General features: G+C 71.8%; 10 protein-coding genes. 6 read left to right on the top strand and 4 right to left on the bottom strand.

From position 1 onward, the window contains the following. Positions 1-6: 6 nt before the first annotated feature. The gene (locus ACFCXS_RS09945) at positions 7-912 is read right to left on the bottom strand and encodes a TerD family protein (protein ID WP_376642676.1); all 906 of its coding nucleotides are present in this window, start codon (positions 910-912) and stop codon (positions 7-9) included. A 228-nt stretch (positions 913-1,140) separates the two neighbouring features. Between ACFCXS_RS09945 and ACFCXS_RS09940 the strand changes: the two genes are divergently transcribed. The 3 genes from ACFCXS_RS09940 (at position 1,141) to ACFCXS_RS09930 (ending at position 6,088) form a co-directional block, all read left to right on the top strand. Next, the gene (locus tag ACFCXS_RS09940) at positions 1,141-2,307 is read left to right on the top strand and encodes an HpcH/HpaI aldolase/citrate lyase family protein (RefSeq protein ID WP_376642675.1); all 1,167 of its coding nucleotides are present in this window, start codon (positions 1,141-1,143) and stop codon (positions 2,305-2,307) included. Between the two features lie 83 nt (positions 2,308-2,390). Continuing rightward, positions 2,391-5,279, top strand: coding sequence for a phosphoribosyltransferase domain-containing protein (locus ACFCXS_RS09935; RefSeq protein WP_376643023.1), 2,889 nt, complete (start codon positions 2,391-2,393; stop codon positions 5,277-5,279). Further along, positions 5,279-6,088, top strand: a complete 810-nt coding sequence (locus ACFCXS_RS09930; RefSeq protein ID WP_376642674.1) for an HAD family hydrolase — start codon at positions 5,279-5,281, stop codon at positions 6,086-6,088. The genes ACFCXS_RS09935 and ACFCXS_RS09930 overlap by 1 nt, the downstream gene beginning before the upstream one ends. Here ACFCXS_RS09930 and ACFCXS_RS09925 read toward each other — a convergent pair. Further along, complete coding sequence (locus ACFCXS_RS09925; RefSeq protein WP_376642672.1) at positions 6,009-6,776, bottom strand: DedA family protein; 768 nt, start codon at positions 6,774-6,776, stop codon at positions 6,009-6,011. The genes ACFCXS_RS09930 and ACFCXS_RS09925 overlap by 80 nt on opposite strands. Before the next feature lie 57 nt (positions 6,777-6,833). Then, on the bottom strand, positions 6,834-7,055 hold the full coding sequence (locus tag ACFCXS_RS09920; protein ID WP_376642670.1) for a zinc ribbon domain-containing protein: 222 nt from the start codon (positions 7,053-7,055) through the stop codon (positions 6,834-6,836). Between the two features lie 249 nt (positions 7,056-7,304). On the opposite strand from ACFCXS_RS09920, the gene ACFCXS_RS09915 reads away from it, so the two are divergent. From ACFCXS_RS09915 to ACFCXS_RS09905, 3 genes are all read left to right on the top strand, one after another. After that, complete coding sequence (locus tag ACFCXS_RS09915) at positions 7,305-9,461, top strand: transglycosylase domain-containing protein (RefSeq protein ID WP_376643022.1); 2,157 nt, start codon at positions 7,305-7,307, stop codon at positions 9,459-9,461. A gap of 44 nt (positions 9,462-9,505) precedes the next feature. Beyond that, positions 9,506-10,783: a hypothetical protein gene (locus ACFCXS_RS09910; RefSeq protein WP_376642668.1), complete on the top strand. Its 1,278-nt coding sequence runs from the start codon at positions 9,506-9,508 to the stop codon at positions 10,781-10,783. Positions 10,784-10,888: 105 nt separating this feature from the next. Beyond that, complete coding sequence (locus ACFCXS_RS09905; RefSeq protein ID WP_376642666.1) at positions 10,889-12,061, top strand: amidase domain-containing protein; 1,173 nt, start codon at positions 10,889-10,891, stop codon at positions 12,059-12,061. A gap of 18 nt (positions 12,062-12,079) precedes the next feature. Here ACFCXS_RS09905 and ACFCXS_RS09900 read toward each other — a convergent pair whose 3' ends face one another. After that, on the bottom strand, positions 12,080-13,441 hold the full coding sequence (locus ACFCXS_RS09900) for a hypothetical protein (protein ID WP_376642665.1): 1,362 nt from the start codon (positions 13,439-13,441) through the stop codon (positions 12,080-12,082). Positions 13,442-13,474 lie beyond the last annotated feature (33 nt).

Below are 13,474 nucleotides of genomic sequence, written 5' to 3'. Positions count from 1 at the left end.
GTCCGGCTAGCGGCCGATGAACTGCGGGCCCTGCGGGGGCAGGCGGAAGTCCGCGTCGGGGGCCGTGGTGGCCGCCGGCGGGTAGCCGTAGCCGGTCTGTCCCCCGGCTGCGCCCGCCGCGGCCGGTGCCTGCGGGTAGCCGTAGGCGGGACGGCTCGTGGGCTGCGGGTAGCCGTAGGCCGGCTGCGTGGCCGGCGGCTGCTGCGGATACCCGTAGCCGGGCTGCGTGGGCACCGCGTTCGGCTGCTCCGGGGGCAGCGGCAGGGAGACCTCCGGGGCCTGCTGCGCGGGGCCGCCGCCCGTCTGCTGCGCGGGCGTGTTCGTGGTGGGGGGCGCCGGGACCGTGGTGGTCGGCTCCTCCAGGGCCTCCGACTCGTCCACCGAGATGCCGAAGTCGGTCGCGAGCCCCTTCAGCCCGTTCGAATAGCCCTCGCCCAGCGCCCGGAACTTCCAGCCCTCCCCACGGCGGTACAGCTCGCCGCAGATCAGCGCCGTCTCCTCGCCCGTCTCCGGCTTGACGTCGAAGTACGCCAGCGCCTCGGCGCCGGTGCCCGCCGCGTCGTACAGCAGAATGCGCAGCGCCTGTACGCGGTCGAACGTCACGCCGTCCGCCGATGCGACCAGCAGAATCCGGCTGACCTCCGACTCGACACCGGTGAGCTCTGTCTGGATCGTGTCGGTCAGGCCCTCGGCGACCCGCTTCTTGCCGAGCCGCCACACCTTTCCGGCCGGGTGCCGGGGCTGGTTGTAGAAGACGAAGTCCTCGTCGGAGCGCACACGACCGTCGGGGCCGAGGAGCAGCGCGGAGGCGTCGACGTCCGGAACCCCCTGCCCGGGAGTCCAGCGCAGCACGGCCCGTACCGTGGTGGCTTCCAGAGGGACGTTGGACCCCTTCAGCATCGCGTGCGTCATGCGGTCATCCTGCCTTCTCGGTCCTGCTCACGACAACGCGGGGGGCCGCGGTCACGAGCGGCGCGCCCGGCCGTGGCGGACTATCGTCGTCATGGCCGGGCCTGGCTGTGCTTGCCCGCGTTACCTGAAATTCATGCCTGACGGGAACCTCTGACATGGACTTCTACGTACTATTACCGGCCACCTTTCATCGATTCGCAGGCCGCATCACCACCACGGGGGAGTTCCATGCGTCATTTCGGGCACATCGCCCCTGAGGTGCGAAAGCGCCTCTTCTTCCGTGAGTCGTGCGTGTTCACCCCGGACTCCCCGGCCCGGCTGCTCGCCGCGGCCCTGGGCGCCACGCTGTACAGCCCGGCCACGAGACCGCGCCTCGCCGACGACGTCCTCAAGCAGGGCGGGCGGGGTGTGGTCTCGATGGTGCTGTGCCTGGAGGACTCCATCGACGACGCGGACGTCGGGCCCGGCGAGGAGAACCTGGTCCGCCAGTTCACCGCCCTCGACGACCTCCCGGACGCCGACCTGCCGCTGCTGTTCATCCGGGTCCGCGCCCCCGAGCAGATACCCGACCTGGTACGACGCCTCGGCCCCGCCGTCCGGCAGCTGTCCGGATTCGTACTGCCCAAGTTCACCGAGGAACGCGGCATCCCCTTCCTGGAGGCCCTGGCCACCGCCGAGGCCGAAAGTGGCCGTCGGCTTTTCGCCATGCCCGTGCTGGAGTCCCCGGAGCTGCTCTACCGGGAGTCGCGCGTGGAGACCCTGGAGGGCATCTCCCGCGCGGTGGACAAGTACCGCGACCGGGTGCTCGCCCTGCGCCTCGGGGTGACGGACTTCTGCTCCTCCTACGGGCTGCGCAGAGGCCCCGACATGACGGCGTACGACGTGCAGATCGTCGCCTCCGTGATCGCCGACGTGGTGAACATGCTGGGCCGCGCCGACGGCACCGGCTTCACCGTCACGGGGCCGGTGTGGGAGTACTTCAGGGTCCAGGAGCGCATGTTCAAGCCGCTGCTGCGGCAGAGCCCCTTCCTGGAGGTGCAGGCCGCGGAACTGCGCGAGAAGCTGATCGAGCACGCCATGGACGGCCTGCTGAGGGAGATCTCCCTGGACCACGCCAACGGCCTGCTGGGCAAGACCTGCATCCACCCCTCGCACGTGCTGCCGGTGCACGCCCTGTCGGTCGTCAGTCACGAGGAGTTCTCGGACGCCCAGGACATCCTGCGCCCCGAGCGCGGTGGCGGGGGTGTGCTGAGATCGGCGTACACGAACAAGATGAACGAGGTGAAGCCGCACCGGGCCTGGGCCGAGCGGACCCTGCTGCGGGCCGAGGTCTTCGGCGTGGCGAACCAGGACATCGGCTTCGTGGAACTGCTGGCGGCGGGATTGCCGGGCTGACGGCACGGCGCAAGCCATTCATTCAGAAGGCCGAGAAGACGGAGAAGGCGGAGAAGGCAGTGAACGAGGGGGAGCGCCACGAGGTGCGCGCTGCGGCGGCCGGGCCGGCAGCCGGGGCCGACGGGGCCGACGGGGCCGGCGGTGTCTGGTCCGGCGACTGGGTCGCCGAGCGGCTCGGCGTCGAGCTCGTCGGCGACGACGGCCTGACCGGCCTGCTGGGGCTGGCGCTGCGCCGCAACCCCAAGCGGGCCCATCTGCTCGTGTCGAACGTGCTGGGCAAGCACGTACCGCAGTCGCCGTCCGTCGTGTACGGCTACGGCTGGGAGCTCGGCCGCCGGGTGCGTGAGCTGCTGGGCGACGACGAGGCCCGCCGGGCCGTCGTCCTCGGCTACGCGGAGACCGCGACCGGCCTCGGCCACTGTGTCGCCGACGGGCTGGGCCTCGCCCCCTACCTGCACTCCACGCGCCGCCCGATCGCCGGTCTCGACCCCGCCGGCGGCTTCGAGGAATCCCACTCGCACGCGACCTCGCACCTGCTGCTGCCCGAGGACCCGGCCCTGCTGGCCGGTGACGGACCGCTGGTCCTGGTCGACGACGAGTTCTCCACGGGCAACACGGTGCTGAACACTGTCCGTGATCTTCACGCGCGGTATCCGCGGCGGCGGTACGTCGTGGTGGCGCTGGTGGACATGCGGTCCGCTGCCGATACGGGGCGCCTCGCGGAGTTCGCCGGGGAGATCGGTGCGCGGGTGGATCTCGTGGCAGCGGCTTCGGGGACCGTGCGGCTGCCGGAGGGGGTCCTGGAGAAGGGGCAGGAGCTGGTGGGGCGGTACGAGGCGGAGAGTGCGGCGACCGGTGAGTCGTCGTCCGCCGCGCCGTCGGGACCGTTCGCGCAGTTCCCCGCGCCCCCGGACGACGGCGTTGCCGTCGAAGGGGGGAGTGCGGCGACCGGTGAGTCGTCGTCCGCCGCGCCGTCGGGGCCGTTCGCGCAGTTCCCCGCGCCCCCGGACGACGGCGTTGCCGTCGAAGGGGGGAGTGCGGCAACCGGTGAGTCGTCGTCCGCCGCGCCGTCGGGGCCGTTCGCGCAGTTCCCCGCGCCCCCGGACGACGGCGTTGCCGTCGAAGGGGGGAGTGCCGCGACCGGTGAGTCGTCGTCCGCCGCGTCGACGGAGCCTGTCGCGCAGCTCCCCGCGCCCCTTGAGGGCGTGGCCGAGACGTTCCTTTCAGGGGCGCGGGGAACTGCGCGAACAGCCCCCACCGACCCGCACCCGGACGAGGACCGCACCGCCCCCCACGTCACCCGCGTGGACCTGCACTGGCCCGTCGGCCTCCCCGACGGGGGGCGACATGGCTTCACCCCCGCCCAGCGCGCCCGGCTGGAGGCCGCCCTGCCCGCGATGGCGGCCAGGATCGCCGGGGCTCTGCCCCACCACGCCCGCCGCGTTCACATCCTCGGCTTCGAGGAGCTGATGTACGCGCCGCTGAGGCTCGCCCGCGAGCTGGAGCGCGACACCGGCCTCGAGGTCCGCTACTCCACCACCACCCGCTCACCCGTCCTGGCCGTCGACGACCCCGGCTACGCCATACGCACCCGCCTCGCCTTCCCCGCCCACGACGACCCCGCCGACGGCCCCGGCGAGCGGTACGCCTACAACGTCGCGGGCGCCGGGTTCGACGCCGTCGTCGCCGTCGTCGACTCGGCCGCCGACACCCCCGCCCTGCACGCGCCCGACGGTCTGCTGGCCCGGCTCGCCGCGCACACCCCCGAGGTCCTCCTCGCCGTCGTACCGTCGTACGCCCCTGAAAGGCCCCGCATGCTGCCCGAGCCCCTCCGCGGCCCCCGCTTCTCCTCGTACGCGCCCGAGGAGGTCGGCTGGCTGCTCCAGGACCTCTCGGACGTGACGCTGGAGGCGCCGACCGAGGAGCGCGAGGAGGCGATCCAGAGCGGCGGCGCGCACTACGCGGAGTCGCTGCCCGTGGAGTACCAGCCGAGCGAGCGGTACCAGGAGCTGTACCACGCCGCGCTGGAGGACTCTGCGGTCCGGATCGCCCAGGCGGTCGGCGTCGTCACCGAGACGGTCCTCGCGGAGCGGTCCCCGCGTCCCGTCCTGGTCTCCCTGGCCCGCGCCGGCACCCCCGTCGGCATCCTCATGCGCCGCTGGGCCCAGCACCGGCACGGACTCGACCTGCCGCACTACGCCGTGTCGATCGTCCGCGGCCGGGGCATCGACGCCAACGCCCTGCGCTGGCTCGCCGAGCACCACGACCCCCGGGACGTCGTCTTCGTCGACGGCTGGACCGGCAAGGGCGCCATCACCCGCGAACTCGCCCAGGCCCTGGAGGAGTTCGAGAAGTCCGACGGCATCAGCGGCTTCAGCCCCGAGATCGCCGTCCTGGCCGACCCGGGCTCCTGCGTACGGACCTACGGCACCCGCGAGGACTTCCTGATCCCCTCCGCCTGCCTCAACTCCACCGTCTCCGGCCTGATCTCGCGGACCGTGCTCCGCGCCGACCTGGTCGGCCCGCACGACTTCCACGGCGCGAAGTTCTACCGCGAACTCGCCGCCACCGACGTCTCGGTGGCCTTCCTGGACGCCGTGGCCGCCCGCTTCCCCGAGGTCGCCGACGCGGCCGTCGCCCAGGCCGAGGAACTCCTCGCGGCCGACCGCTCGCCCACCTGGGAGGGCTGGGCCGCCGTCGAGCGCATCAGCGAGGAGTACGGCATCCACGACGTGAACCTCGTCAAGCCCGGCGTCGGCGAGACCACCCGGGTCATGCTGCGCCGCGTGCCCTGGAAGGTCCTGGCACGCGCCGGGGCGGGCAGCGACCTCGACCACGTGCGCCTGCTGGCCGGGCAACGCGGTGTCCCCGTCGAGGAGGTCGAGGAACTGCCCTACACCTGCGTCGGCCTGATCCACCCCAAGTACACCCGGGGCGCGACCGGCGCCGACGGCAAGGCGGTGGCCCTCTGATGCCCGCACTCGTCGCCAGCGACCTCGACCGCACCCTGATCTACTCCGCCGCCGCCCTGGCCCTGACCATGCCGGACGCGCGGGCGCCCCGGCTGCTGTGTGTGGAGGTGCACGAGAGCAGGCCGCTGTCGTACATGACGGAGACGGCCGCCCGGCTGCTCACCGACCTGGGCGACGCGGCCGTCTTCGTGCCCACGACCACCCGGACACGCAAGCAGTACCTGCGCATCAACCTGCCGGGTCCCGCGCCCACGTACGCGATCTGCGCGAACGGCGGCCATCTGCTGGTGGACGGTGAGTCCGACCCCGACTGGCACGCGCAGGTCACCGCACGGCTGGCCGACCAGTGCGCGCCGCTGACCGAGGTGCAGGAGCATCTGCTGAGGGCCGCCGACCCCGTCTGGGTGCGCAAGCACCGCGTCGCCGACGACCTCTTCGCCTACCTCGTCGTCGAGCGGGAGTTGCTCGACGAGGACTGGGTGAAGGAACTCGCCGCGTGGGCGGAGAACCGCGGCTGGACGGTGTCCCTCCAGGGCCGCAAGATCTACGCCGTTCCCAAGCCGCTCACCAAGAGCGCGGCGATGCGGGAGGTCGCGCGGCGGACCGGGGCCGATCTCACGCTCGCCGCGGGTGACTCCCTGCTCGATGCCGACCTGCTGCTCGCGGCCGACCGGAGCTGGCGGCCGGGGCACGGGGAGCTGGCCGACACCGGGTTCACGGCTCCCTCGCTCAGGGCGCTTCCCGACCGGGGTGTCCTCGCCGGGGAGCGGATCCTGCGGGAGTTTCTGGGGGCAGTTGAGGGCGCCTGAGGACTCGGGTGTCCTGGTCGTCGTGCGGGTGCGGCGTCGTCGTGGCCGTTCGCGCAGTTCCCCGCGCCCCTTCGGGGCGCCGGAGCAGCCGTAGGACCACGAACCCCAGCGCCGCGAGCACCACCACGGCCAGGACCACCTTCGAGTAGGCGGAGACGATGTCCGAGACCCGGTGCCAGTTCGCGCCGAGGAAGTAGCCCGCGAGCACGAACGCCGTGTTCCAGATGGCGCTGCCCAGGGTGGTCAGGCCCAGGAACACCGGCAGACGCATGCGCTCCACGCCCGCCGGCACGGAGATCAGGCTGCGGAAGATCGGGATCATCCGGCCGAAGAACACGGCCTTGGTGCCGTGCTTGAGGAACCACGCCTCGGTCTTCTCGATGTCCGCGACCTTCACCAGCGGCAGCCGGGCCGCGATCGCCACCGTCCGGTCACGGCCGAGCAGGGCACCGACCCCGTACAGCGCGAGCGCGCCGATCACCGAGCCGGCCGTCGTCCAGAGCAGGACGGCGAGCAGGCTCATCCGGCCGCTGCTCGCGGCGAACCCGGCCAGCGGCAGGATCACCTCGCTGGGCAGCGGCGGGAACAGGTTCTCCAGGGCGATGGCGAGACCGGCTCCCGGCGCGCCCAGCGCGTCCATCAGGTCGTTGACCCACTGCGGCCCGGCGTCCGCTGCGATGGCTGTCATGCCACCCACGCTAGGGAACCGAAGCTGAAGGGCTCCTGAGGAAATCCGGCGGCCGCGTCAGCCGCAGCAGCCGCCTCCGCAGCAGCCGCCCCCACCGCCGCCCGCGCGGGGCGCGGGTGCCGGGGCGGAGGCCGAGCCGCCGACCGCGACCGTGGACAGGAGCTTCACCGTGTCGTCATGCCCGGAGGGGCAGGCCGCGGTATCGGAGGACTCGGCCATGGGACGGCTGAGTTCGAACGTGTCGCCGCAGGTCCGGCAGCGGTACTCGTAGCGAGGCATGGGGACAGAGTATCCGCGCCGACCCAAATGCCGCCTTTCGTGAACCCGTCCGACCATTGTTGCCGTACCGGTGTGGAGGACCTGTAAAGGCCGCTGATAACTTTCGAACGCGCGAGGAGCCGAACAGGCGGGGGATGACGAGGGATCGCTGCCGTCGACCACTGCAGCCGAGCCCTTCCGCGCGAGCACCACCGTAAGCGGGAGGGAGACGCAGCCGTGTCGAAGGCTGGGCGGGAACCGGACGAGACCATGCAGTTGAAGGTCCCCGACTCCGCGGACGTGGACGAGACCATGATGTTGCGCGTCGTCGGGGCGCCCTCGACCGACCAGGCGGACACGGCGTCCGGCGTGGCGAAGGACGGGAGCGCACCGGACGGATCGCGCCGGCGGCGCAGAGCTCCCCGGCCCTCCCCGCTGTCCCGTCTGTCCGCCGCCGCCCCGGGGCCGGCCCGACTCGCCGCCCGCGTCGCGTCCGAAGCCCGCCGCCTGCGGCCCCGTTACCCGCACGCCGACCGCACCGGCTGGCGGCGCTGGGCACCTTCCTGGCGGCAGTGGCTCGGTGCCGTGCTGACGTTCACCGGCCTGAGCGTCGTCCTGCTGGGCTCCGCCTACGCCGCGACCGACATCCCGGACAACCTCAACTCGTACGCCACCCAGCAGGACAACGTCTACTTCTGGTCCGACGGGACCCCCATGGCCCGCACCGGCTGGGTGCGGCGGCAGGCGATGCCCCTGAAGGACATACCCGAGGACGTCCGCGGCGCGGTGCTGGCGGCGGAGAACGCGAGCTTCTACAGCGACCCCGGCATATCCTTCAGCGGCCTCACCCGGGCCGTGTGGCGCACCCTCGGCCAGGGCGACACGCAGGGCGGCTCCACCATCACCCAGCAGTACGTCAAGAACGTGTACCTCAACCAGGACCGCTCGGTCGGCCGCAAGTTCACCGAGGCCATGCTCGCCCTCAAGCTCGACAACGAGATGAGCAAGGACGACATCCTGGAGGGCTACCTCAACACGAGCTGGTTCGGCCGCGGCACCTACGGCATCCAGCGCGCCGCCCAGGCCTACTACGGCAAGGACGTCGGCGAGCTCGACGCGGGCGAGGCCGCCTTCCTCGCCTCCCTCCTCAAGGGCGCCTCGCTCTACGACCCCTCCGTGAGCCAGGCCAACCACGACCGGGCGGTGGAGCGCTGGTCCTGGATCCTCGACCGCATGGTCGACACCGGCGCGCTGTCGAAGTCCGAGCGAGCCCGCTACAAGGAGTTCCCCGAGCCGCTGAAGCGGGCGCCCGGATACGACACCGGCAAGCAGAGCGACTACCTGGTGGAACTGGCCGCCCAGTACGCCAAGAAGGCGGCGCACCTGACGGCCCGGGAGTTCGACCTGGGCGGCTACCAGATCTACACGACCTTCGACCGCAAGCAGGAGACCGCGCTCACCGACGCCGTCGACAAGGCCCGCAAGCAGGCGCGCAAGGACCACCCGGCCAAGGCGAAGGCCCTGCACTTCGGCGCCTCCTCGGTGGCCGCCGACGGGCGCATCCTCGCCGTCCACGGCGGCCCCGACCACCGTGAGCAGGGCTACAACGAGTCGAACTCCACCACCGTGCCCGCCGGTTCGGCCTTCCAGCCGTTCGTCTACGCGGCGGCCCTGGAGAACGGTGTGCACCAAACCCGTGACGGCGCCGCGACCGAGGTCACCCCGCAGACGCTGTACGACGGGGACGACGGCATCGCCGTGCGGACCCCCGAGGGCCCCTACTGGGACCGCGGCGGCAAACAGGTCACGTCCCGCAACGACGGCGGGAAGTCCTACGGCCGCATCCCTTTGAGCCGGGCGCTCGCCCTGTCGGTGAACACGCCGTTCATGCAGCTCGGCATGGACACCGGCCTGGACACGGTGCGGGAGACCGCACAGCGGGCGGGCCTGCTCTCCTCCAGCTTCGGACCACAGGTGCCCGCCCTGTCCCTGGGCAGCGCCACACCCAGCGCGATCCGCATGGCGAGCGGATACGCCACGTTCGCCGCCGCCGGCAAGCACGTCGAGCCGTACTCCGTGGCCCGGATCACCCGCAACGGCTCCCAGGTCGCGCTGACGAAGCCGGCGGCCCGCCGGGCGGTGAAGGCGAGCGTGGCCGAGGCGGTCCAGTCCGGCCTCAGGGACGCCTTCCGCACCGCCCGCCCCGGCGCGGCCACGACCACCCCGGTGGCCGGGAAGTCCGGCACCACGCAGAACGACACCGCCGCCTGGTACGTCGGCACCGCCAACTCGGTGTCGACGGCCGTGGTGGCCTACCGCATCGACCTGACCAAGAGCCTCGAACCACTGCCCCTGGACGGGATCGCGGGGACTCCCGGCGACAGTGTCCCCTACCGCATATGGTCCGGTGCCCGAGGCATCGGCTGACCGAGCCCGATCCCCCCACCGCCCCCTCGCAGAATGAGCCGCGCATGAAACAGCCGTCCGGCCGCCGCCGCCGACCCTCCGCGCCCCGCCGCGCCACGCCCCCGCGGGTGCTGACCCTGGCGGCCCTCCTGGTCGTGGCGTCCCTGGTCGGCGGCTACATGGTGCTGACCCGCTCGGACACCACAACCCCGACCGCCTCCTCCGGGGCCCGCAAGGGGACTGCCGCCAAGCCGGACCAGGAACCGCAGTGGGACGGCAGGACGAAGGTGCTCGGGGACGGCTCCACCTCCTACACCGGCCCGCGGAAGGGCCAGTTGAAACCGGTGCCCCTCAAACCGGGTGAGAAGCCGCCCCAGTTCGTGGTCTTCTCCTGGGACGGCGCGCTGCAGGGCGACGACGGGCTCTTCTCGCACTACCGGGAGCTGGCCGAGGAGTACGACGCCCACATGACCTTCTTCCTCACGGGCATCTACCTCCTGCCCAAGAGCAAGAAGAACCTCTACGCACCGCCTCAGCACGCCAAGGGGTCGGCGGCGATCAGTTTCGCCACCGACGAGCACATACGCACCACACTGGAGCAACTCGGCAAGGCGTGGCAGGACGGGAACGAGATCGGCACCCACTTCAACGGCCACTTCTGCGGCAAGAAGGGCGGCGGCGACTGGAGCGTCGCGGAGTGGAAGAGCGAGATCGACCAGTTCTACGAGTTCACCGAGAAGTGGAAGACCAACACCGGCTTCCAGGACGTCGACCCCCTGCCGTTCGACATCAGGAAGGAGGTCACGGGAGGCCGCGCGCCCTGCCTGGAGGGCCAGAAGAACCTGCTGACGGCGGCCAAGGACTACAAGTGGCGCTACGACGCCAGCTCCGCGGGCGACTTCCAGATATGGCCCGCCAAGAAGAACGGCATCTGGGACTTCCCGCTGCAGATGCTCCCGTACGAGGGCGGCAAGTACCAGGGCCTCTCGATGGACTTCAACTTCCTCTACAACCAGTCCGAGGGCGAGACCGAGGGCGACCCTGCGAAGTACCCGGAGTGGGAGGAGCAGACCGTCGCCTCCTACATGTCCGGCTTCAACCGCGTGTACTACGGCAGCCGGGCCCCGCTGTTCATCGGCAACCACTTCGAGGACTGGAACGGCGGCATCTACATGCGCGCCGTCGACCGGGTGATCAAGGACATGTGCACCAAGAAGGACGTCAAATGCGTGTCCTTCCGGGAACTGGCCGACTGGCTCGACGTGCAGAAGCCCGGGACCCTGCAGCGGATGCGCGGCCTGGACCCGGCACAGTCGCCCGACTGGTCGACAGTCGTGAAGTGATCACGCCAAAGTAACGGCCGCAGCACCCTTCACAGCAGCCACACACTCCATGCGAAGATCTCGTACCCCGGCAACCCTTTGGCCGGGGCAAGAGGGGAAACACCAGTGAAATCAAGGAAACTGAGCGGGACGCGCCGCCGCGTCACGATAGTCGGGGCCGCGGCGACCTCGGTCGTCGCCGGAGTGGCCCTGCTGCCCAACTGGAGCGCGGGCGCGGCGGTCGTCGACGATCCGACGGTGGACGCGCGTACCAAGGCCACCTTCCAGAGGCTGGCGGACGCCGTCTTCACCGACCGCACCAACGCCTTGGTCGACGGCGGACGGGCCGGCGCCGGCAAGCCGCTGACCGACGGCTTCTCCGGCGATGTCGCGCTGTCCTCGGGCACGGCACGCACCGAGGACGCCACCCTCTCCGCCCTGGGGCAGCGCAAGGAGAGGCTGGCGAAGGCCGGCGAGACGTACGGCAAGGCCAGCACCACCGTCACCCTGAACGCCACGCGGGTGACGGGCCGTACGGCCAAGGCGGACGTCACCGAGACCACGACCCTGACCTACGCCGGGGCCCGTGGCAACGCGCCGAAGTCCACCGGATTCCAGGCCCGGCACGAGCTGACCTTCAAGGCCGACCGGCAGGGCGACTGGCGGCTGACCGGCATCCGCGACACCGACGAGGGCGGCCTCGCGGTGAACACGCTCTCCAAGCCGGCCCCGGTCAAGGCGACCACCGCCGCGGACAACACCACGCCGAACGCCCCGCGCGCGGCGATCACCCGCAACCCGGCCCCCGCCCCGAAGACCGGCACGACCTACGACTACAAGGCCATGGCGGCCTACGCCGAGAAGTACTGGAACGTCTACAACAAGGACTACCCGGACTTCAACGGTCACGGCGCCGGCGGCGACTGCACCAACTTCGTCAGCCAGTCCCTGAAGGCGGGCGGCTGGAAGCACGCCCCCGGCTACGTGTACGACTACACCAAGTGGTTCGGCAACGCCGACATCCAGTCGGACTCCTTCGTCGGCGTCAACGAGTGGTCCTGGTTCGCCCAGAACTCCAAGCGGACCACGCCGCTCGCCAACGTCTTCCAGCTCGAGGCCGGTGACGTCCTCCAGATGGACTTCGACCGGGACGGGTCCAAGGACCACACGATGATCGTCACGTACAAGAGCGGCGGTGTGCCGTACGTGACCTACCACTCCAACAACACCCTCCGCAGGTCGGTGGCGAGCCTCGTCGCGTCGTACCCGAACGCGTACTACTACGCCTACCGCACCTGAGAACGGGCGGGGCCGGGCTCAGTGTCCGGCCCCTCGCTCCTCGCGGATCCCGGAGACCACGTCGGCCACGGCCCGGCGGACCGCTTCCGTCTCCGTGAGGAAGTGCCAGTAGTCGGGGTGGCGGCCCTCGAGACCGGCGACGGCACGGTCCAGGCGGGCCACGGCGTCGTCCAGGGGCCGGGCGTGGCGCGGGTCGGGGGTGTTGCGGCCGGCCATGGCGAGGCGCTGGGCGTCGCGGATGGCGAAACGGGTGCGGTCGATCTCCTGCTGGGGGTCCTTCTGCACGGCGTTCAGGCGGTGCAGCCGGTCGCCCGCGGCGGAGACGGCCTCGTCGGTGCTGTTCAGCAGCGCCCGCACGGTCGACAGCAGGGCGGTCGCGTCGGCCCAGCGCTGTTCGCTTCGGGCGGTGCGCGCCTCGGCCAGTCCGGTCTCGGCCCGGCGGACGTTCTCGGCGGCGCTGTCGGGGACGTGCTGCAGGTCCTGCCAGCAGGCCGCGGTGAAACGGCGGCGCAGTTCGCTCAGGGTCGGTTCGACCTGCTCGGAGCGGGTGGTCAGAGCCTGGGCGCGGGTGCGCAGGGAGACGAGGCGGTGGTCGATCTCGGCGGCCCGGTCCGGCAGCCGCTCGGCCTCCACACGGACCGCCTCCGCCGCACTCGTGACCCGCGCGGCCCGCTCCAGGGTCTGCGGGACGCCGTGCTGTCCGGCGCCCTGGTTCAGCTTGGTCAGCTCGGGCGAGAGGGCGGCGAGCCGGGCGGCCAGATCGTCCGCCCTGAGCCCGGAGGCGCGTACGGAGTCGAGGGCGCCGGAGGCGGCGAGCAGGGCCTGGCGGGCCCGTTCGACCGCGGGGGCGAGACGGGCCAGCTGGGTCTCGGCCTTGCCGAGGAGGGGCCCGAGGCCCTCGGTGAAGCGGTCCAGCTCCTGCTTGACCCGCCCGAGTTCCTCCTTGGCGGTGGTCAGCTCGGCCCGGGCACGGGAGGCGGCGGAGGCCTCCAGGTCGTCGCGGTCGAGGTCGTGGGCGTCGACGGCGTTGATGTACTGGTGGCTGACCTCGTCGATGCGCCGGCCGAGGGCGTCGAAGTCGGCGACGGCGCGGCGGGCGGCGGGCGAGTCGTCGACGGCGCTGATCGTCTCGATCGAGATGCGCAGGTCGCGCTGGGCGGTGTCGAGCTCGTAGAACGCGGCGGCGGCGGCGTCCTTCGCCGCCTGGGCCTCCGCCCGCTGGCTCTCGGCCCGGCCGCCGAACCAGCGCCGGGTGCCCCCGCCCGCGAAGGCGGCGGGCAACGCCAGCGCGGCCACCAGCGGCAACGCCATCAGGCTGAGCACGTCCCGGAGCGGGCGGCCCGGCATATGGGGAGCGGGGCGACGCGGGCTGCCCGGCATACGGGGGGCGGGGCGACGCGGGCGGTGTGCACG

Source organism: Streptomyces sp. NPDC056373 (genome assembly GCF_042262425.1).
In the GTDB taxonomy this organism is placed as follows: Bacteria; Actinomycetota; Actinomycetes; order Streptomycetales; family Streptomycetaceae; genus Streptomyces.
The sequence above is the reverse complement of the archived record's forward strand: the minus strand, read 5'-3'. Positions and strand labels throughout refer to the sequence as shown.